Below are 20,070 nucleotides of genomic sequence, written 5' to 3'. Positions count from 1 at the left end.
ACCCTTCTCGCGTGGATTACGGGCGCCGCCGCCGCAACTGTGAGCACATGTGAACCCGCGTAGTGAACCCGCAATGGCTTAGTTACGAATTGGAGGCAAGGTGAAGAAGATAGTGCTGGTCGGTTCGCTCGACACGAAGGGTCGCGAGTATGCGTACTTGCGAGATCGGCTGTACGACAATGGCGTTGATGTGATCGTTATTGATGCCGGCGTGCAGGATCCCGTCGGGATAGAAGCCGATCACAGTAACCAAGTAGTCGCTGAGCTTGCGGGAACGTCGCTCACGGAGCTTCGCGAGCGTGGAGACCGTGCCGAAGCACTCAACAAGATGGCGGCAGGCGCGGGCGTTCTTCTGCGGCGACTCCACGCCGAAGGCCATCTCGATGCGGTCGCCGGGCTTGGGGGCACGGGAGGTTCGACTCTTGTCAGCGCCGCGATGCGCGAGTTGCCGGTAGGCACGCCGAAACTCCTTGTGTCTACCGTTGCCTCTGGAGACACGCGGGCCTACGTGGGCAATACCGATATCACCATGATGAACTCGATAGTGGATATCGCCGGAATCAATCGGATCAGCGCGAAGATCCTCAACAACGCCGCGGCTGCAGCGGCCGGACTGGCGAAACGCACTGAAGTGCCGAGCTCGGGTCATGGGCGCGTTATCGGAGCGACCATGTTCGGCCTCACCACTCCTTGCGTCACTGCCGCCCGTGAGTACCTCGAGGCTCGTGGGTATGAAGTTCTCGTGTTTCATGCCACGGGGGCGGGCGGCCAGGCGCTCGAAGGCCTCATCGATGCCGGACTTGTGGACGGCATGTTGGACACAACCACCACCGAGTTGGCCGACAACCTCGTGGGCGGTGTCTTTTCCGCCGGACCGGATCGCCTGACGGCCGCTGGACGGCGCGGTATACCGCAGGTCGTTTCCGTCGGAGCCGTCGATATGGTGAACTTCGGCCCAGAAGATACTGTGCCAGAGAGGTTTTCGACACGTCGATTCCATCGGCACAATGCTACGGTTACCTTGATGCGGACCACTCCGTCGGAAAACGAGCTGATCGGTAAGGAAATTGCGTCGAAGGTTAATGCCGCGACTGGGCCTTCGGCGGTGTATTTTCCGTTACGGGGAGTGTCGGGCATTGACGTGGAAGGCGGGAGTTTCTTCTGGCCCGAAGCCGACGCAGCACTTGAGAAGGCGCTGTCAGAGAATCTCAACCCCGAGATTCCGCTGGAAGTGCTCGACATGACTCTGAATGATCCCGAGTTCGGCGTCGCAATGGCGTCGCGGCTACACGATCTGATGCAGGTGGCGTATCCAGATATTCGCGAAAGGCATTCATGAGCGGTCGCGTGTTACGTGTCCTGCGAGATGAGATCGCGACAGGACGCGTGATCATCGGCGCGGGCGCTGGAACCGGGCTGTCCGCCAAGTGTGCCGAAGCTGGTGGAGCAGACCTGATCGTCATCTACAACTCCGGTCGCTACAGGATGGCCGGACGTGGATCGCTGTCGGGCCTCATGCCCTACGGCGATGCCAATGCGGTGGTCTTGGATATGGCCCGCGAGATCCTCACTGTTGTAGACCACACTCCGGTCCTGGCCGGCGTCTGCGGCACCGATCCCTTTCGCGACATGGGTGTGTTCTTGCGCCAACTCGCTGACCTCGGTTTCGCCGGAGTGCAGAACTTTCCCACTGTCGGATTGATTGACGGTACCTTCCGCCTGAACCTGGAGGAGACCGGTATGAGCTACAGCCTGGAAGTCGAGATGGTGCGGCATGCCAGTGAGTTGGGTCTGCTCACGGCTCCCTATGTGTTCACACCTGACGACGCCAAAGCCATGGCAGAGGCCGGCGCCGATATCCTCGTGGCGCATATGGGGTTGACCCGGTCCGGCACGATCGGAGCCCAAACATCGAGATCGCTCGACGAGTGCGTGACGGCCGTTCAAGCGATCGCCGAAGCGGGGCGCGCTGTCGACTCCGACATTCTCGTGCTTTGTCACGGCGGGCCGATTGTCGAACCGGCGGATGTGCAATACGTCCTTGACCGGACCCAGGGTGTGAGTGGGTTCTTCGGCGCATCAAGCGTCGAGAGGATCCCGACCGAAGAAGCAATTACCGGGCAGATGCGCAAACTCAAGGCCAGCTCGCCGGCAGGGCGCGCTCGGCTCTAGGGGGACTGTGCCATGGAACGGGGGCATTGCGACATATGTCGCCGGCCTGTGTGGTTCGCTCACCACGAACCCACTTGGAGACTGGTATGCCTGGATCCCACACCGTCGGTTTCGGGAAAATACGCGGTATCTCGGAGCCACGATGGAACAATTGTCGTTCGCAGTGTCTACAACGTGGAACAGGTTGAGACCGCGCCCGCGGCCCTGTTCTCCGAGCATGGTTGCACCGCATCTGCAGTCCTCACGATTGATTGAGGGCAAGCGCAAGGACGTTGGGAGAACGCAAGATGTCACTTGAAGAGATTCCGTTCGGCCACACGGCGTGGTCAGCGCCATACAGATCCGTCGCCTCGCACGTTCTCAGTTCCAGCGTCGTCGCGCCGATGTCGCTGCACGAGCTGGCTGTGCTGACCGACGTCGACACCACCGAGTTCATCAACCCGACAACGGTATTCGATTACGGACCCACTGGTGGAAGTGTCGAGCTGCGCGAGGCCGTGGTCAGTGGGATGCCCGGCTTGATACCGGACAACGTTGCTATCAGCTCCGGAGCCGGTGACGCGCTGGCGACAGTGGCGCGTCTGTTGTGCGTTTCGGACCGGCATGTCATAGTCTCGCTGCCCAGTCACGAAAGCGTAGTCTCGATCGCGCGTGCGAGCGGTGTCGATGTCACATTCGTGCCACCGCCCCTGTCTGTGGACGACATCCTGCCTCATATCCGGCCGAACACCGCAGCAGCCTTTCTGAGTTCTCCACAGACCCCAACGGGCCAAGTCGTCCCTGCGGAATCCCTGACACGTCTCGCGCAAGAGCTCGCCCGTCACGGCGGCTTGCTGATCGTCGACGAAGTATTTCGGGGTGTGCCCATGGGTGTCCCCGCAGTACCTTTGCCTGTGGCTTCGCTTGCGCCCAACGGAGTCTCAATCGGTAGCCTGTCGAAGGTCCACGGGTTGCCCGGACTCCGTTTGGGTTGGGTCGCCGGCCCCACGTTGCTGGTCGACGATGTGCGGTCCATGCAGCGGTGGACGTCACGAATGCCATCGACGACGTCTGAACTGATAGCAATTTTGGCATTGCGGAACGCCGATGCACTCTTAGGTCGGGCCCGCTCGCTGATCTACGACAGTTTCGCTGAGTTCGCCGCTCTGGTCGACCATGAGCCGGGACTGGTAGACCTTTGCCTTCCCGACGGCGGTACTACCGCCTTTCCGGCCATCCACGTGCCCAATGCGGACGCGTGGTGTAACAGCGTCGCCGAAGAGTACGGACTGTTGCTGGCGCCAGGAGGAATTTGCTTCGGAATGCCGGGCAGATTCCGCATCAACCTCGGCTTGCGGCCTGAGGTACGCTCCGCGGCGTTTCCGATCCTCGCGCGTGCGCTGGCACACGCGCGTCAACTTCAAACGTGAATCGTCGTCAACGGCAGTCAGTCGGTCGCTGATTCTGTCCTCTGCCGATTGAAGCCGTCCGCCGTCGCCTTGGCCGAGTCCGGCGTCATCAATCTGGCCTTGAGGAAGGCGAGTTCGTTCGAGGTGATTCCAGTGCGATATTGGCGAAGTGCAACGCGGTCGTTGGTCGAGGGGGCCGGGACGTCGGCGGAATGTAGCAGGACGTCCAGACGCAACTCGCACTCCTTCGAAAGGGAATCGCGGCCAGTCAGCTCAACCTGCAAGTCGGGCCGGATTTCAGCGAGTCGGCTACATACGTAGCGGTATTCCGAGTCGTCGTGAGTCGCGATCCCAACGCGGGCCGCCGTCGGTAGCTCGCACACCGCCAGTCGTAGATCGGTATCCAGAGCGAGGCCTACTGAGAAGGTGTCGTTGACGCCGCTGACGCGGGCTCGCACGGCGGACACGTGTGCGACGGTAGCGACGAACACGGTGTTGGGCGTGGGTTCAACGGCGTCGAGTGTTACTGCTTGGACAGGGTGGGCAAGTAAGTGCGACAACAGTTCGGCGTCGATGGCGAAGTCCGATTCGTGACGGACGAACACGACACGAACCTCGTGGATGGACCGGTTCTCGAATGACCTGCGAGCAAGGGCGGTGAAATCCTCCTCCGACATCCCACTTCGCAGCGCGGCGTCCGCGGCCTCAGCGAGTAAGGCGTCGACGCTCTGCGGGGTCGCCGACGCGCAGACGAATCGACCGTTCTCTTTCCTTGCCACCAACCCTTCGCTTTCCAGCGCGGCGAATGCGGCGTGCACCGTCGCGCGATGGACACCAACGGTCTCCGCCACGCTTCGAACTGAGGGCAGAAGTTCGCCCACCTGCTGGCTTGCGATCCAACCTCTCAGTGTCGCAGCGAGCCGTGTCCGCAAATCCTTCCTGGAGCGTGAGTCCACGGACTCCAGTGCATCGCGGAGTGAAATGTCGAGATCAGCGAACCGTCGTTGACCAGTCACCCGGCCTCCTACCCCCTCGTTGCCTGTACCCACCCCAGGTCCTGATAGCTCAGCCTAGCCTCGGCACACTATTGGTACAACACTAACAGTTTTGCTGGCACCGTAGGGGCCCGTGTGAGGCGTGCCGTCGGAAGGAGCGCGTTCCCGCCGGGCGGCTTCGCCGGCGGCGGCCAATGCCGGCCGCCGGCGAAACCAGTGCGGCTCAGCCTGGTCAGGGCACCGGGCGAAGGGCGTCGGCGTCAAGACGCACTCGGATCTCTTCCGCGGCCAGCGCCGCCTCATGCACAGCGTCGTGGATGTCGCGCGGGCGCACACAGTCGCCCACCTGATGAACCTCCAATGTGTGGTCGCGGGCCATGAGGGACTCATAGAGCGAATTCTCGGCGACACGACCTCCGATGACGACCGAGTCCGCTTTGAGCGTTCGGTACTCGCCCTTCTGTTGGATGCGAACGAACCCGGTTCCGATCTCCTCGGTAGTGCTTTCGGGAAGGAACTCGACGTTCGGCAGCGCTTCGATCTGGGCTTGAAGAAGCCCGCGCGCTGGATTGTCCTTGTTCACCGCCAACTCCGCGTTCGGGTCGACCAAGGTGATGTGCGCACCGCTGGTGGCAAGGTGGAGCGTCAGGTAGCAACTTTCCGCGTCTGCTCCCGAGACGACGATGCTCCCGTCCCATTCCTGCGCCGGCCGGTTGAAGGCGTCGAAGAGCGTATAGCTGGGAACACCATGGTCACCGCCGGCGTAGTCATGCCCGCCCGCAGCGCCTGTGGCGATGACCACCGCGTCGACAGGCATGTTCAGCAGATCGTCAACTGTCACTTGCTGATTGAGACGCACGTCGACGTGCAGCTTGTCCATCTGATGCGTCAGCCATGTGACAAAGTACCCGTAATCTTCGGCCACCTTCGAGGCATGGTTGAGCTGCCCTCCCAACTGAGACGAGGCTTCGTAAAGGGTCACGTGGTGACCTTGACGCGCCAGAATGCGTGCGGCAGTCATCCCTCCGGGACCACCTCCCACCACGACAACATCGCGGCGTCGTCCGGCCGGCCGAATCGCGCGGGTTCGTTCGAAAGTCGTATGTGGATTAACGGCGCAATGTGCCACCTTGCGGCCAAAGAAGAGGTTCAAGCAGGTGTGGCATCCGATACAGCGGTTGATGTCGGCGGGCCGGCCTTCTTGAATCTTGCGCACGAAGTGTGGATCGGCATGGAAGGCGCGCGTCATCGAGATGTAGTCGAAATCTTCTCGCGCCATCACCTCTTCAGCGAAGTCGGGATCACCGAGCTTCTGGGTGACACTCACCGGAACGCGGCCTTGCACCGCTCGCTTCAACTCGGCCGCCATGGCAACGAATCCGCCGCGCCGCTGCTCTGGACCGTGGAAAATCTGACCGCCGGTCTCATAGATCCCACCCGTGACGTCCAACAGATCAATGCCTGCGTCAACGAGCCGCAGACAGAAAGGAATCGTGAGTTCGGGAGTGAGGCCTCCCTCCAGGAACTCGTCGAGCGAGATGCGGTATCCGATCGGGTAATCCGGACCCACAACCTCGCGGACCGCCGCGAGCACCTCTAGGGCCAGACGGGCACGGTTCTCTTCGCTTCCTCCGTACTCATCTGTGCGCTGATTGCTCCATGGCGACAGGAACTGGCCCAGCACGTAGCCGTGCGCGCCGTGCAGATGGATCATGTCCACTCCTGCGTCCACGCACCTCTGGGCGGCGCGCGCGAAGGCCTGAACGACTTCCCGGATGTCCTCGAGGGTCATCTCTCGCGGGATAGGTACCGGGTCGAAAAACGTGCACGGCACGACCGATGGCGCCAAGGGTTGCCGCAGGCTCGCCGTCGATGCTGACTGTCGGCCCGCGAAGTAGAGCTCCATCGAGAGTTTGGCACCCTCGTCATGCAGAAGGGTGGCGAGCCGAGTCAACTGCGGCACAACGTGGTCGTCGTGGCATCCGATCTGAAAGGGATTGCCCAACCCACGCGGATCGACATACGTCGATTCGACGTTGATGAGTCCGGCCCCGCCACGCGCACGCTCGACGACGTAGTCGATGTAGCGCTGATTCAAACTTCCATCCCGATTCGCCATGGCCTTTTCCATCGGGCCCGCGATGATCCGGTTCTTCGTACGCATCCCGTTGATTCGGCCTTCGCGCAGCAGCTGTCGATACTCCATGGTGAGCCTTTCTTTCTGGTCGGCTTCAAGCGGCACCGGCGCTGATGAGTGGGGGAAGGGGCTGTGGGCTGAAGCGCCGAGTACGCCTTAGATGTACCAGATATGTACCCGCCGCGGACCGTTTTCGGGCAAAACTTCTTTTCGGCCACCGTTCTGGCGCGAGCCCTTGACATCCGGTACATAAGTGGTACATCGTGTGATGGCGGACACACCGCCCGAAACCCTAGCCCGCGCCCCCCTTTTCTTCAACGAACCGCGGTAGCAACCTTCAAGGAGATGGCACGTTTATGAACCAGATCATGGCTCGACTGCACGAGGAGATCGCCGCGGGGCGCCCCATCATCGGCGCCGGAGCGGGCACCGGTATCTCGGCCAAATGTGCTGAGGCCGGCGGAGCCGATCTGCTGATCATCTACAACTCGGGTCGATACCGTATGGCCGGCCGTGGCTCGCTCGCTGGGCTTCTTCCGTACGGGGACGCCAACGCCGTCGTGGTGGACATGGCGCGGGAGGTCCTACCCGCGGTGCGCAATGTCCCTGTGCTGGCCGGGGTTTGCGGTACCGACCCCTTCAGGGACATGGACGTGTTCCTGCGGGAGCTGCAGCGGCTCGGCTTCGCCGGAGTGCAGAATTTCCCGACCGTCGGTCTGATTGATGGCGCCTTCCGGCAGAACCTCGAGGAAACCGGCATGGGCTTCGATCTCGAGGTGCAGATGATTGCCAAAGCTCATGGTCTCGGGCTTCTCACGTCGCCCTATGTCTTCGATCCCATCGACGCAGCGAATATGACAAGGGCCGGAGCAGACATTCTGGTCGCGCACATGGGTTTGACGACAGCAGGAACCATCGGTGCAAAGACGGCCAAGACGCTGGATCAATGCGTAGAGGAGGTCCAGGCGATCCGGGACGAGGCGGTCGCCATCCGGGATGACGTAGTTGTGCTGTGCCATGGCGGCCCCATCGTCGAGCCCGACGACATCAATTACGTTCTCGACCGCACCACCGGCGTGGCCGGATTCTTTGGGGCCTCGTCAGTCGAACGTATTCCCACCGAAATCGCAATCACCGAGAACATGCGGCTGCTCAAAACGCTTCGTAACGCGGCCTCGACCAACGGCTCACGCAAGTAAGCACGCCGACACCACTTTCGTACCAGCCGAACTCGAATCACTGAACCTGACCAATAAGCTTGGAGGAACCCCGATGTCGCAACGAAATCGCGATCCCGGACAATTCATCATTTCGCGGAGAAACATGCTTCGCGGCACCGCCGTTGCAGGAGGCGCCCTCGCCTTCGGTGGACTTCTGTCGGCATGCGGCGGTAGCAACACCACCCGTGCGGTACCCACCGCCGCCGAAGGTGTCGGCGAACACGGCTGGACGGTGACCGACCAGTTCTACACCCTCAACAACGCCTACTTCCAGGGCTGGTCGCAGGGTTCCGAAGAAGCCGCGGCGGTCTTCCGCATCACGCGTAAGCAGCAAGTCGACGAGTTCAACAACGAGAAGGTCATCGCCATGTACCAGGCGGCGCCTTCTCAGAAGGTCAATGCCATCAGCTCGATGTTGGCCGACCCGGGCATCTCCCCGGAAATCCTGCGTATGGCACAACGAGAGAACATCTTTACGGTGCTGGGGTGGAATCTTGCCCCGTGGACCACCCCGTTCGACATAGGCGACAAGTTCTACACGTTCGTCACACCGAACAACATCGTGGGTGCTCAGACTCTGGCCGAGAAGCTCTTCAAGAAGATGGGCGGGGCCGGAGAACTCATTCACATCACCGGTGTCCCCGGAAACAGTGTCGACATCACCCGCACCGTCGGCGTTGACGCCGCGCTGAAGAAGTTCCCGAACATCAATATGGTCGCCCGCCAGCCAGGTGAATTCGATCGCGGATCAACAACACCGGTGATCGAGTCGCTGCTCACCGCTCACCCGAACGTCAAGGGCATCTTCTGTCAGAACGACGACTCGGCCGTCGCGGTGGTCAATGCTCTCAACGCTCGCGGTATGACAGTGCCGGTCACCGGCATCGACGCGATACCCGACTTTCTCAAGGCGATGCAAAGCCGACCGGAAGTCGCCTTCGCGACATGGGCGCACCACGGCGCCTGGCTCGGCGCCGCGTTGATGGTCAAGGCATACGATGCACTCGCAGGGGTCAAACTCTCCGCGTCTGAGCGAATGATGTTCTCAGGCGGCTTCATCGTTGACACGGACAAAGCCGCCGATGCGTATCAGAAGCTGATGTACAGCGGCTCCCAGTTCCCGTTCGATTACGCGAAGATGTCCAAAGCCCTCCACCCCGATGACTGGGACCCACAAAATCTGATGGCGCCCATCGAGTTTGAGTCCTACTTCGCGCTACAGCGGCCGAAGCCTGCCGGCTACGTGATTCCGGAGGCGTACCGCCAGGCTTACGAAAGCGGCGAACTCGACCGCACCGCCGAACTGTACCGCAGCCATTACAAGTCCGATCCGTTTGCTGATGTCCGCAAGCTGTGCGGCGACGGCGGGGCCGAGCTCTCCCTCTGGGGCTGAAAGAGAAACGTGATGATGGTTTCCAGCAATGCCGACACCTTTGAACGCGGCGACGCTCCAAGCGCTGGGTTCTTGCTCGAGGTCAAAGGTCTGACAAGAACTTTCGAACCTGTGCATGCCCTCAAGAATGTCTCGTTCTCAGTTCGACGCGGGGAAGTGGTCGGCCTGATCGGCGAAAACGGGGCGGGCAAGTCGACCTTGCTCAACATCATCAGTGGCACCGACTCAGCCGACGCCGGCACATTGTCGATCCGTGGAAACACGGTGACAATGCGGTCGTACAAGGAGGCCAACAGTCACGGCGTGTTCCGAGTGTTCCAAGAGCTGGCCCTTTTACCCAACATGACGGTATGGGAGAACCTGTTCCTTGGGCATGAGTCCCTGTTCTCGCGAGCCGGGGTGCTCGACCGCAACGCGGCAATCCAGCACGCGCGCGAAATCATGCACGAATACGGCCATGACTGGATCGATGTGTCCGCCCGCGTCGGTGATCTACCGTTCCCGGCCCAACAGCTCGTGGAGATCCTGAAAGCCTTCGCGCTGGCACGCCTGCTCGGTTACGACGAGCCGATCGTGTTGCTCGATGAGCCGACGACCTCGCTGTCCGGGGAGGAAGTTGAATTCCTTCACCGACTGATCGACACCGTACGTCAGCAGAGCGCGATGGTTTTCGTATCTCACCGGCTACCGGAGCTCATTGGGTGGAGTGACCGCATCGTCATCATGAAAGACGGGGAGCTCGTCGGTGAAGCGGCCGCAGACGCTCTCACCGAAGACGAGTTGCACTACCGCATGGTGGGGCGAGAGCGCAAAGGGAGCTTCTACCGAGAGGACCGTCAACGCGAACCAAACGATGTTGAAGTGCTACGCGTCCAATCGCTCAGTGACGACAAGCATTTCCGCGATGTCAGCCTGTCTGTGAGGGAAGGCGAAATCGTGGGAGTTGCCGGGGTTCTGGGATCCGGCAAGAACCTTCTCGGTCGCGCCATCTTCGGTGGTTCGAAGATCAGCAGTGGCATTGTCGAGTACAAGGGTAAGGCTCTGTCTCAAGACTCTCCCCGGACCTCGGTACGCAAGGGCATCGGTTATGTCAGTGCGGACCGCAAACTCGACGGAATGATCGAGACCTTCTCTGTCGGGCAGAACATCACTGTCGGTAGTTACACCACAGTGGGAAAGCCGCTTGTCAAACGAAGGTCTGAACGTCGCACCGCCGTCGAACTCATCGCCAGGTTTGCGCATCAAGACCAAGTCGCACAGCTCCCCCATCACATCTCTCAGTGGTGGCAACCAACAGAAGGCGCTACTCGCGAGGTGGCTGGCGACCGGAGCGGAGCTGCTCATTCTGGACAACCCGACCAGAGGTGTCGATGCCGGCGCCAAAGAAGAGATTTACGACGTAATGCGAGACCTGGCTGATAACGGCGTTGCCATCCTTCTCATTAGCGATGACCTGCTCGAAATCATTGGTCTATCCAACCGACTGGTCGTCATGAACAGCGGCGTCGTAACCGACACCCTACCCGCCGCCCCGGAGGCCAAGCCGTCCGAGGCGCAACTGATCGCAAGGATGGTGTGAAACCCATGACCTCGTTGAAACCTGTTGTTGAACAGCATGTTCCCGGAATCAAGACTGAATCAACGTCCACGCGTGAACGTGCCCTGAAGGTGATCGACAATCTCGGTCCCGCAGTTGTGCTTGCGGCGCTGATCGTCGGATTCGCATTGGCCAGTCCGGTGTTCCTGTCATTTCAGAACATGACGAACATTCTGAGTGCGTCGTCAGTCCTGCTGGTGATCACCCTGGCCTCGACCACGGTAATCCTCACCGGCAGCATCGATCTATCGGTGGGTTCCACACTGGCGCTATGTGCTGTGGTCGGAGCAATGCTCGCTGAGTATGCCGGAACCAACACCCTCTTGCTGATGCTGCCCCTGCTCGGCCTGGTTTGCGGCCTTCTCAACGGCGCCGTGGTGTCGTTCGGAAAGCTGCCGTCATTCCTGGTCACGTTGGGCACACTTTTCGCATTCGACGGTCTCGCCAACTTCCTCTCCGGCGGTCAACCGATCACGCTGATGCCGGGTGGATTCGCGGATCTCTTCACGGGCAGGATCGCCGGTCTTCCGAGAATTGCCCTGTGGGCGATCGCGGTGCTCGTCGTGACGATTCTGGCCTATCGCTACACACGTTTCGGTCGCTACCTGTACGCGATCGGCGGAAATGAACGCACCGCCCGGCTCTGCGGGGTCCCCGTCACGCAAGTCAAACTCTATGCGTTCATGATCAGTGGCCTGCTCGTTGGCATCGCGGCGCTCCTCCAGCTCACGCGTGCGTCCAGCGCGAGCCCTGGGATGGGCGAGCCATTCCTGCTTTTGGCGATCGGGGCCACCGTCATGGGCGGAACGGGTCTTGCCGGCGGCACTGGTGGCGCCGCCAACTCCATTATCGGCGTTCTGGTGATTGCGATCCTGAACAACGGTATGGTCCTGACCAACGTCAACCCCCACCTGCAGAACGTGGTGATGGGCATCGTTGTCGTCATCGCAGTAGCCCTCACTATGCACCGTCGTAGGCCAGACGTCGTGAAATAGTCGGCCCCGCAACGGTTTACGTGACGTGCGCAATGCATGAACTCCGTCGCCTCGAAAGGGGTTTCGATAACTGAACTCTCGACGAAATTCTGCCCCGAGTTGGGTCATTTGGCTTAGTGCCTTGAATTCTCGGCGTTCAGTGCGTTGAGGATTGCGTTGACCTCGGTGTTTAGGGCTGGCGGGTAGGTGGCGATGACGCCGTTGAGGTCGATGGTGGCTGATCGCAGGGGTTTGAGGGTGCGTAGGAATCGGCGCAGTGACAGGCCGGTGCGGGTCTGGACTTCGCGGCTGACGGCCAGGGCGGTGAACACGATGGTCAGGTGGGCTTCGATGGCGTCGCGGGTGCGGGCGAACATGGGCCGGGCAGCGAGGTCGGATTTGGACATCCGGAAGGACGCCTCGACGTGCCAGAGGTCGTGGTAGCTGGCGACCACTTCGGTCGCGGGCATCAGTGCGGCGTCGATGTTGGTGACGTAGCCCTTGAGCCCGACCAAGCGGCGGGCGCGCTGCAACGACGCCTCGTCAAATTCTTGGGAACCGTTGCAGTTCTTGATGAACCGCGGTACCCGCGCGGCTTTCTCGCCGGCGACGACCGCGCGGGCCTTGTTCTCCTGCAGGTTGAGCGTCTTGGTGTCGCGCACCGCGCGTTTGGTCGAGTACGCCCACACCGCCCGCCAGGACTTGGTGTGGGTCGCCGGATCCCAGACGGGCTCGGCTTTGCGCTTGGGGTCGCTGGTCTTGGTCGCGGTGCCGCGTCGATCGCGTGGGGTGATGGTGTCGATGATCTGGCCATCGGTGAAGAAGTCGCCGTGCCAATGGAAGTGCGAGGCCAGATCGTTGGGCGCTTTGGTAACCCTCGATCCGACGATGAACCGCAACCCTGCCTCATCAAGTTCGCGCAGATTGCCGCTGGCCAGCATGCCCGCATCAGCGACGACGACAATGTCGGTGATCTCGTGGCGGGCTTGGAATGCCTTCACGATCGGCACGATCGTCAGAGTTTCGGCCTTGTTTCCTTCGAAACAGCCGATTTCCAAGGGGAATCCGCACCGATCGACCAGCAGCCCGACCACGATCTGCGGGTCCACTCGGCGTTCCTTGGAGTACCCCACGCGGCGTAGGTCGTCTTCCTTGTCGGCCTCGAAATACAGGGTCGTGACGTCGTAAAGCACCAGGCTGACATCACCGGCGGTGCGGGCGTGGGCGAAACACGCTGCGGCGATCTGGTCGCGGTAACCACCACCGCGGGCACGGCGCAGGGTGCGCTTGCGGGTCGACAGTGACGCTGAGGTACGTCCCAGCTCGGCGAGGACCCGATCGGCGTCGAGCAGGCTGGTCGGCTCGACCACCCGGGCGATGACCAGGTCACGGAAGACCTCATCGCCGACCGCGTCGTCGAACCCCAGGCTGGCATACACCTGCGCCAGGGCGTCATACAGCAGCCCGCTGCAGCTCTTGAGCACCCGCGGCCGCACCACCAACTCCCGTACTGCGGATTCTCCAGCATCCTCGGTGAACAGCATGCCAGCTGGCGGTGGAACCATATGGGCTCGAACGGCTTTCGGCGTGATCCCCAGATCCAACTCGCCTTGGGTGTCATCGGCCAACAGCCGGCGGGCCTCCTCGAGCAGCAGACCCAGCTCGGCGTCATCACGCGCAGAGCCCACATGGCGCACGATCCGGCGGCGGCCATCGACGGATTCGGCGATCTGGACCGCGGTCGCGCCCGAGGCCGTGCGCACCCGCCGAATCCACACCATCCAGGCAGCCTACTGACCCAAATTAGTGCCTAGCAGGGGCACTAAGCCTTGATCCACCGATCGAATAGGAGTTGGGGCGGGTTGTAAAAACGAAATGCCCTGTCGCGGTGAAAGAATGGGATTTGTCTAGGATCACATTCGGTCAGAACGAAGGGCATCTCGTAGATGCAACTATCTCACACTCGTCCTGTGGCGTCAGCCCGCTTTGATGACCCCAATCTGGTGTCGTGTGCCGGGCTGGTCCCGATGGCCGCTCTGGCTCATCAGTGCGGGTTGAGCAGCCTGGCTGATGAGCACATCACGGTGCCGACCGACAAGGGCGCCAACGCCGGGGCGAAAGTCTTGTCGCTGGTCGCGGGCATGGTAGCTGGGGCTGACAGCATCGATGACATGGCCTTGCTGCGCCACGGCGCGATGGGCACCGTGTTCGACCGCCCGTACGCCCCGTCGACGCTGGGATCGTTCCTGCGCGAATTCAGCTTCGGTCATGTCCGCCAACTCGACGCCGTGGCGGCGCGGTTGCTGGCCGGTCTGCACGAACGCACTCCGGTGCTGGCCGGTGTTGACGGTCCGGTGTGTGTTGATCTCGATGACACCATCATCGAAGTGCACGGCTACACCAAACAGGGATCTGGTTACGGATACTCCGGGGTCCGTGGGTTAAATGCGCTGATCGCCACGCTCACCACTGAGCATGGTGCACCGATCATCTGCGGCCAACGCCTACGCAAAGGCGCCTGCGGATCAGCACGTGGAGCTGCCCGCATCGTCGGCGACACGCTGGCCACCGTGACACGACTGCGCTCTTCGGCGGCAGCCACCCGGCCGCTGCTGCGAGCCGACTCGGCGTTCTACGGCTACCCAACCGTGGCGGCTGCTCTGCGCGGTGGTGCCGACGTGTCGATCACCGTGCGCCTGGACCCAAAAGTCAAAGTCGCCATCGCCGCCATACCCGAGGACGCCTGGATCCCGATCCAGTACACCGACGCGATCTACGACGAGAACACCCAGCGCTGGATCTCGCGCGCCGAGGTCGCCGAGATCGACTTCACCGCGTTCAGCTCCCGCACAACCAGCGAGCAGATCCCCGGCAGGCTGGTGGTGCGGCGCATCCCCGACCTCAACCCCGCCAGCGGCGAGGGGCAGACCACCCTGTTCGACACCTGGCGCTTCCATGCCTTCTTCACCACCACCGACCTCGATACCGTCACCGCCGACAAGACCCACCGCGGCCACGCGCTCATCGAGCAGGTCCACGCCGACCTCAAAGACTCTGCTCTGGCCCATCTGCCCTCGGGGCGATTCGGCGCCAACGCCGCCTGGCTGGTGTGCGCAGCGATGGCGTTCAACCTCACCCGCGCCGCGGCCACCCTGACCGGACCAGCGCTGGCCAAAGCCCGCACCGGCACCATCCGCCGCACCCTGATCAGCGTGCCGGCACGCATCGCCTCCTCGGCCCGACGCCTGACCCTGCACCTGCCACGCAACTGGCCCTGGGAAACCGCGTGGAACACCCTGTTCCACAGTCTGTTTGGCCGAAACCGGCCACTGCTGGCCTAACAGAGCAACCCCAACCGCCCGCACGAGACGAAAGACCCACAGGAACAAGCCGATACCGAGATCGGGCCATCACACACACCCACCTCACGGCACACCCCGGGCCCAACGCACACAATCGAAATCGACTTCACACCGACAGCTCACCGGTGGATCGAGGCTAAGCGGAGACATCACCGCAGCTCAAGACACCGCCACCCTACAAAACTGACCAAAGTGACCCAACTCAGGATGAACTCCGTCGCCTCGAAAGGGGTTTCGATAACTGAACTCTCGACGAAATTCTGCGATTCAATCGCTCGCCAAAATTGAGAAGAAACAGATATGAAAGGGATAATCATGGCTAACCTGCAGGGAAAGGTCGCCTTCGTCACCGGCGCGGCACGCGGTCAGGGACGGGCTCACGCACTGGCACTCGCGGAGGCCGGCGCCGACATCGTCGCCATCGACATCGTCGACGACATCAGCACAGTGCCCTACGAACTCGCCAATGATCACGACTTCCAAAGTGTGGCCAAGGAGGTCGAGGCACTGGGCCGGGGCGCGGTGTTCGTCAAGGCCGATGTCCGTCAGCAGGCGGAAATCGATGCCGCCGTGCAGCAGGGCATCGACCAGTTCGGCCATATCGACATTCTGGTGGCCAATGCCGGCATCTACTCCCAGGCCAACTTCTGGGAGATGACCGACGACATGTGGCAGGACATGATCGATGTGAATCTGACCGGCGTGTGGCGTAGTGCGAAGGCCGTGGCTCCGCACATGATCGAGCGTCAGTCCGGTGCAATGGTTCTCACCTCGTCAGTGAACGGATTTCAACCCGGGTACCAGTTGGCCCACTATGTGGCAACCAAACACGGTGTCATCGGCCTGACGAAGAACTTCGCAAACGAGCTGGCCCCCTACAACGTTCGGTGCAACGCGGTATGCCCGGGAGCCATCGACACGACCATGCTGAACAATCCTCCGCAGTACGAGCGATTCGCAGGAAAGGCGGATGGTACTCGCGAGGAGGCGTGGGAGAGCGTGCGCCACTTCCACCTGCTCAAGAATCGATCGATGCTTCCCGCGGATGCCGTGAGCAAGGGCATCCTGTACCTCGTGAGCGACGACGCTGAGCATGTCACGGGTATCGCGCTGCCGGTCGATGCAGGTCACCTGGCTATGGATGGATACAACCCGTACCCGTTCAAGTAAGCCAGCGTTCTCGGTCAGCTCAAGACTGACCCGGACGCCGACGACGAAATCTCCGGAGCAGGAATCCCCGCTCCGGAGATTTCGTCGTGGTACCCCCACACCGAACCTGGCAAGTCGGTGAATTCTCGTCAGGGCATCTGGTCAGACCGCCGATCGGCGCGCACACTCGAGGTGTCGCCAATTTAGGGAGCCGCGATGAGCGAGCAACGGTATGACTTCTTCGGCGAGGTCTTCCGACGGTATTTCCGCCCCGCGATGGACGCCTACCCCAGGTGGGACGGGGGACCGGTGAAGAGAATGTTCACGTTGACCGACGCCGTTCAGGACCCGCTGGAACAGGGCCGCCGCGAGGCAGTGGCCTGGGGGCACGCCGAGGTCGGTCACGGCCGGTTCGTCGCCGAACTGTTCGTCGTCACCCAGCAGGGACTGATCTATGGCGCCGAGCTGAACAATCCCCCGCACGCGCTGTACTACCTGGCCACGCCGCCGGCGTTGTTCGATCCGCTCGTCGATCAGGCCGAACAGGCCGACCTGCCGGACAGCACGGTGGTGGTCGTGGACAGCGGAGTCGGTCACGACCTCGCATCGGCGCACCCGATGGACGCCGCGCTGCGCCGCATCCTCGACGAGCACTGGGCGCTGCGCGTCGAGCTCACCCCGGCCGCCCCGGGCTAACGTCCCGCGGGCCCGCCGCGATGACACAGGCATGACCCGGTTGCGAGCTCCTGGCGCGGTGGCGGCCGCGCTGACCGTGCCGTGGCTGACGGTGGCCGCCGCGCATGCCGACACCTACGCGGAGCTGCCACCGGTTCCGGTAGTGGCGTCCCCGGCCTGCGCGGGCACCGTCAGCGGCGAGGCGCAGGTGGCACCGGTCCAGACCTACGATCGGGTGGAGAACGGCGTCCGGGTCTCGATCAACTACGACGCCGGCATCTACGACGGATCCTGCTCGCTGACCGTGACCGCCGGGTGGTCCAATCTCGACACCGGAGCCTCCGGTAGCGGGGAGATCACCGCCGTCTCGACGATCGACGGGCACTACGGCTTCATCGGGTACGCCAACACCATGTTGGAAACGGGCAGCGGCACGGTTCTCGTCACGCTCAGCTCGCACCCCGGAGCCGAAATGCTGGTCAGCGCCTAGGGTGGCAGTCCGGGCGTGCATGAAATACCCTGATTACCAGCATGTTTCAAGTCCCGCCGGTCTGGGTCCGGCCGGGAGGAATCGCCGGTGCACGGTGACGACGGCGTCTTCACGCCGCGAATCGGCCCTGTGCGCGCGGTGGGCGTCTATGGTGGGGCACATGGCCGAGTTGGTCGACCTGCTCTCCGAAGACCGCGTTGCCCTTGACGTCCCCGCCGAGAGCTGGCGGGCGGCGATCACCGCGGCCGGCAGGCTGTTGGAACACGCGGGCATCGCCGAGACCGCCTACACCGACTCGATGATCGCGAATGTCGAAGCCAACGGCCCCTACATCGTGGTGGCACCGGGTTTCGCGTTCGCGCACGCACGGTCCTCGCCGGCCGTCCACCGCACCGGCATGTCCTGGGTCCGTCTGGCCGACCCGGTGGCGTTCGGGCACAAGACCAATGACCCGGTGACACTGGTGGTGGCGCTGGCCGCCAGCGACGCCGGTGCGCATACCGCGGCGATGGCGCAACTGGCCAAGGTGCTCGGGGATCCGGCCCGGCGCGCAGCGCTGGATTCCGCGGCGACACCGGCCGAGGTCCTGGCGGCACTGGGCGACCCGCGCTCGGCGACCGGGAACGCGGCGCCGGCCAAGACCAACAACCTGATCCTCACCGTGTGCGGAAACGGTCTGGGCACCAGCCTTTTTCTGAAGAACACGCTCGAGCAGGTGCTGCAGACCTGGGGCTGGGCGCCCTTCATCACCGTCGAGGCCACCGACACGATCTCGGCGAAAGGCAAGGCCAACAGCGCCGACCTCATCCTGACCTCAGGCGAGATCGCCCGGACCCTCGGAGACGTCGGGGTGCCCGTCAAGGTGATCGACAACTTCACCTCCACCTCCGAAGTGGACGGCGCACTGCGCGATTCCTACGACGTCTAGGAGCCCGATGAACTGGCTGGTCGGCACCGCCGAATTCCTGGTCAACGAAATCCTCTCCGTCCCGGCCTATCTGATCGGCATCATCACCGCGATCGGCCTGATCGCACTGCGCAAGTCCGCCGGGCAGGTGATCGGCGGAGCACTCAAGGCGACCCTGGGCTTCCTGCTGGTCAGCGCGGGCGCCACCCTGGTGGTCAGCTCCCTGGACCCGCTCGGGGTGATGATCCAGGGCGCCGCGGGCACCCAGGGCGTGGTCCCCACCAACGAGGCGATCGTCGGTATCGCGCAGGAACAGTACGGCGCCCAGGTGGCGTGGCTGATGATCCTCGGGTTCGCCGTGAGCCTGCTGCTGGCCCGGTTCACGCCGCTGCACTACGTGTTCCTCACCGGCCACCACACGCTGTTCATGGCGACGCTGCTGACTATTGTGCTGGCCACCGCCGGCTTGGACACCCCGGTCGTGATCCTGCTCGGCGGCTTCCTGCTGGGTGTGGTGATGGTGTCGCTGCCGGCCCTGGCCCAGCCCTGGACCAAACGGATCACCGGCGACGACAGCATCGCGATCGGTCACTTCGGCACCCTCGGTTATATCGCCTCCGGTGTCACGGGCCGGTTCGTGGGCGGCAGCAAGAGCCGGTCGACCGAAGACCTCAAACTCCCGGAAACGCTGCGTTTCCTGCGTGATTCGATGGTCGCCACCGCGTTGTCGATGGTGCTTATGTACCTGGTGGTGTCGCTGATCTACCTGGTCAGAGCCGGCCGGGATACCGCGTTCGCCGCGTTCGCCGACGACACCGGCGCCGGCGCCGCCGTCGATGTCGGCAACTACCTGATGAAGGGCGTGACCGAGGGACTCAGCTTCGGTGTGGCCGTCGCGGTGATCCTGTTCGGGGTGCGGACCATCCTCGGCGAGCTGGTGCCGGCGTTCCAGGGCATTGCCGAACGGGTGGTCCCGGGAGCGGTGCCCGCACTGGACGCCCCGATCGTGTTCCCGTACGCCCAGAACGCGGTGCTGATCGGTTTCGTCTCGAGCTTTGTCGCCGGACTGGTCGGCCTGGCGGTGCTGTCGGTGTGGCTCGGACCCGCGTTCGGCTGGGTGCTGGTGCTGCCCGGCCTGGTGCCGCACTTCTTCACCGGCGGCGCCGCAGGGGTGTACGGCAATGCCACCGGCGGCAGACGGGGCGCGATCGCCGGCGGTTTCGTCAACGGGCTGCTGATCACATTCCTGCCTGCGTTGCTGGTGCGTGTGCTGGGAGCATTCGGTGAGGAGAACACCACCTTCGGCGACACCGACTTCGGTTGGTACGGAATCGTTCTGGGCAACGCCGCCAAGCTGGGCACGGTGTGGGGCATGGTGTCGATGCTGATGATCGGCGGGATCCTGCTGGGACTGGCGATCGCGGTGCAGAAGCGGCTGGTGGACACCGACTGGGATCCCGCCCCGGGGCGTCCGGCTCCGGCTGGCGCGGGGGCGGGGTCCGGGGGCGAGCATCCCGGGGCCCGCAGCTACCCCAAGATCGCACCGCCGGTCGGCGCACCACCGCCCCCGCCGGCGCCCCGCACCTGACGGTCGGCACCGCCGCTCACTGG

16 protein-coding genes and 2 pseudogenes are annotated in these 20,070 nt (G+C 62.9%); 15 read left to right on the top strand and 3 right to left on the bottom strand.

All coding sequences use genetic code 11. The annotated features are described in order from the left end of the window. Positions 1-100 precede the first annotated feature (100 nt). The 3 genes from KXD97_RS06945 to KXD97_RS06935 all read left to right on the top strand — a co-directional run bounded on the left by KXD97_RS06945 (position 101) and on the right by KXD97_RS06935 (position 3,581). Positions 101-1,339, top strand: coding sequence for a Tm-1-like ATP-binding domain-containing protein (locus KXD97_RS06945; protein WP_260756025.1), 1,239 nt, complete (start codon positions 101-103; stop codon positions 1,337-1,339). Further along, positions 1,336-2,172, top strand: a complete 837-nt coding sequence (locus KXD97_RS06940; protein ID WP_260756024.1) for a phosphoenolpyruvate hydrolase family protein — start codon at positions 1,336-1,338, stop codon at positions 2,170-2,172. Before KXD97_RS06945 ends, KXD97_RS06940 begins: the two co-directional genes overlap by 4 nt. Before the next feature lie 287 nt (positions 2,173-2,459). Continuing rightward, positions 2,460-3,581, top strand: a complete 1,122-nt coding sequence (locus KXD97_RS06935) for an aminotransferase class I/II-fold pyridoxal phosphate-dependent enzyme (protein ID WP_260756023.1) — start codon at positions 2,460-2,462, stop codon at positions 3,579-3,581. A gap of 17 nt (positions 3,582-3,598) precedes the next feature. Here KXD97_RS06935 and KXD97_RS06930 read toward each other — a convergent pair whose 3' ends face one another. Both KXD97_RS06930 and KXD97_RS06925 read right to left on the bottom strand, forming a co-directional pair. Beyond that, positions 3,599-4,516, bottom strand: a complete 918-nt coding sequence (locus KXD97_RS06930; protein ID WP_396885355.1) for a GntR family transcriptional regulator — start codon at positions 4,514-4,516, stop codon at positions 3,599-3,601. Between the two features lie 271 nt (positions 4,517-4,787). Beyond that, a complete protein-coding gene (locus KXD97_RS06925) occupies positions 4,788-6,797 on the bottom strand; it encodes an FAD-dependent oxidoreductase (protein WP_260756022.1) in 2,010 nt (669 codons plus the stop codon). 251 nt (positions 6,798-7,048) lie between these two features. On the opposite strand from KXD97_RS06925, the gene KXD97_RS06920 reads away from it, so the two are divergent. The 6 genes and pseudogenes from KXD97_RS06920 (at position 7,049) to KXD97_RS06900 (ending at position 11,897) form a co-directional block, all read left to right on the top strand. Continuing rightward, a complete protein-coding gene (locus KXD97_RS06920) occupies positions 7,049-7,891 on the top strand; it encodes a phosphoenolpyruvate hydrolase family protein (protein ID WP_260756021.1) in 843 nt (280 codons plus the stop codon). A 73-nt stretch (positions 7,892-7,964) separates the two neighbouring features. Then, positions 7,965-9,305 (top strand): sugar ABC transporter substrate-binding protein, encoded by a 1,341-nt coding sequence (locus tag KXD97_RS06915; protein WP_260756019.1) that lies wholly within the window; start codon positions 7,965-7,967, stop codon positions 9,303-9,305. A gap of 12 nt (positions 9,306-9,317) precedes the next feature. Then, a pseudogene (locus KXD97_RS06910) lies at positions 9,318-10,541 on the top strand (ATP-binding cassette domain-containing protein); the annotation flags it as partial. Further along, positions 10,489-10,617, top strand: a pseudogene (locus tag KXD97_RS33270) (hypothetical protein); the annotation flags it as partial. The pseudogenes KXD97_RS06910 and KXD97_RS33270, both read left to right, overlap by 53 nt. A 90-nt stretch (positions 10,618-10,707) precedes the next feature. Continuing rightward, positions 10,708-10,884, top strand: a complete 177-nt coding sequence (locus KXD97_RS06905) for a hypothetical protein (RefSeq protein WP_260756017.1) — start codon at positions 10,708-10,710, stop codon at positions 10,882-10,884. 5 nt (positions 10,885-10,889) lie between these two features. Further along, positions 10,890-11,897: an ABC transporter permease gene (locus KXD97_RS06900; protein WP_260756016.1), complete on the top strand. Its 1,008-nt coding sequence runs from the start codon at positions 10,890-10,892 to the stop codon at positions 11,895-11,897. Between the two features lie 113 nt (positions 11,898-12,010). Here KXD97_RS06900 and KXD97_RS06895 read toward each other — a convergent pair whose 3' ends face one another. Continuing rightward, entirely contained in the window at positions 12,011-13,657 is a 1,647-nt protein-coding gene (locus KXD97_RS06895) for an IS1634 family transposase (protein WP_260756015.1), read from the bottom strand. Positions 13,658-13,822: 165 nt separating this feature from the next. On the opposite strand from KXD97_RS06895, the gene KXD97_RS06890 reads away from it, so the two are divergent. The 6 genes from KXD97_RS06890 (at position 13,823) to KXD97_RS06865 (ending at position 20,047) form a co-directional block, all read left to right on the top strand. Continuing rightward, positions 13,823-15,217, top strand: a complete 1,395-nt coding sequence (locus KXD97_RS06890; protein WP_260753034.1) for an IS1380 family transposase — start codon at positions 13,823-13,825, stop codon at positions 15,215-15,217. 321 nt (positions 15,218-15,538) lie between these two features. Beyond that, a complete protein-coding gene (locus tag KXD97_RS06885; protein ID WP_313901358.1) occupies positions 15,539-16,408 on the top strand; it encodes a mycofactocin-coupled SDR family oxidoreductase in 870 nt (289 codons plus the stop codon). A 195-nt stretch (positions 16,409-16,603) separates the two neighbouring features. Beyond that, positions 16,604-17,083 carry a glucose-6-phosphate dehydrogenase gene (locus tag KXD97_RS06880; protein WP_260756014.1) on the top strand — a complete coding sequence of 160 codons (480 nt, stop codon included), beginning with the start codon at positions 16,604-16,606 and terminating at the stop codon, positions 17,081-17,083. Between the two features lie 31 nt (positions 17,084-17,114). Continuing rightward, the gene (locus KXD97_RS06875; RefSeq protein WP_260756013.1) at positions 17,115-17,552 is read left to right on the top strand and encodes a hypothetical protein; all 438 of its coding nucleotides are present in this window, start codon (positions 17,115-17,117) and stop codon (positions 17,550-17,552) included. A gap of 160 nt (positions 17,553-17,712) precedes the next feature. After that, on the top strand, positions 17,713-18,480 hold the full coding sequence (locus tag KXD97_RS06870; RefSeq protein WP_260756012.1) for a PTS sugar transporter subunit IIA: 768 nt from the start codon (positions 17,713-17,715) through the stop codon (positions 18,478-18,480). Between the two features lie 7 nt (positions 18,481-18,487). Further along, positions 18,488-20,047 (top strand): PTS ascorbate transporter subunit IIC, encoded by a 1,560-nt coding sequence (locus KXD97_RS06865; protein ID WP_260756011.1) that lies wholly within the window; start codon positions 18,488-18,490, stop codon positions 20,045-20,047. Positions 20,048-20,070 lie beyond the last annotated feature (23 nt).

The organism is Mycobacterium sp. SMC-8, from assembly GCF_025263565.1.
Lineage (GTDB): Bacteria > Actinomycetota > Actinomycetes > Mycobacteriales > Mycobacteriaceae > Mycobacterium.
This window is presented reverse-complemented; position numbering and strand designations above follow the sequence as displayed.

Coding starts and splice junctions, on each gene's coding strand:
- KXD97_RS06905 (WP_260756017.1), top strand. CDS start 10,708: ATGCGAGACCTGGCTGATAACGGCGTTGCCATCCTTCTCATTAGCGAT.
- KXD97_RS06875 (WP_260756013.1), top strand. CDS start 17,115: ATGACCCGGTTGCGAGCTCCTGGCGCGGTGGCGGCCGCGCTGACCGTG.
- KXD97_RS06885 (WP_313901358.1), top strand. CDS start 15,539: ATGAAAGGGATAATCATGGCTAACCTGCAGGGAAAGGTCGCCTTCGTC.
- KXD97_RS06890 (WP_260753034.1), top strand. CDS start 13,823: ATGCAACTATCTCACACTCGTCCTGTGGCGTCAGCCCGCTTTGATGAC.
- KXD97_RS06935 (WP_260756023.1), top strand. CDS start 2,460: ATGTCACTTGAAGAGATTCCGTTCGGCCACACGGCGTGGTCAGCGCCA.
- KXD97_RS06900 (WP_260756016.1), top strand. CDS start 10,890: ATGACCTCGTTGAAACCTGTTGTTGAACAGCATGTTCCCGGAATCAAG.
- KXD97_RS06880 (WP_260756014.1), top strand. CDS start 16,604: ATGAGCGAGCAACGGTATGACTTCTTCGGCGAGGTCTTCCGACGGTAT.
- KXD97_RS06895 (WP_260756015.1), bottom strand. CDS start 13,657: ATGGTGTGGATTCGGCGGGTGCGCACGGCCTCGGGCGCGACCGCGGTC.
- KXD97_RS06865 (WP_260756011.1), top strand. CDS start 18,488: ATGAACTGGCTGGTCGGCACCGCCGAATTCCTGGTCAACGAAATCCTC.
- KXD97_RS06915 (WP_260756019.1), top strand. CDS start 7,965: ATGTCGCAACGAAATCGCGATCCCGGACAATTCATCATTTCGCGGAGA.
- KXD97_RS06940 (WP_260756024.1), top strand. CDS start 1,336: ATGAGCGGTCGCGTGTTACGTGTCCTGCGAGATGAGATCGCGACAGGA.
- KXD97_RS06870 (WP_260756012.1), top strand. CDS start 17,713: ATGGCCGAGTTGGTCGACCTGCTCTCCGAAGACCGCGTTGCCCTTGAC.
- KXD97_RS06920 (WP_260756021.1), top strand. CDS start 7,049: ATGAACCAGATCATGGCTCGACTGCACGAGGAGATCGCCGCGGGGCGC.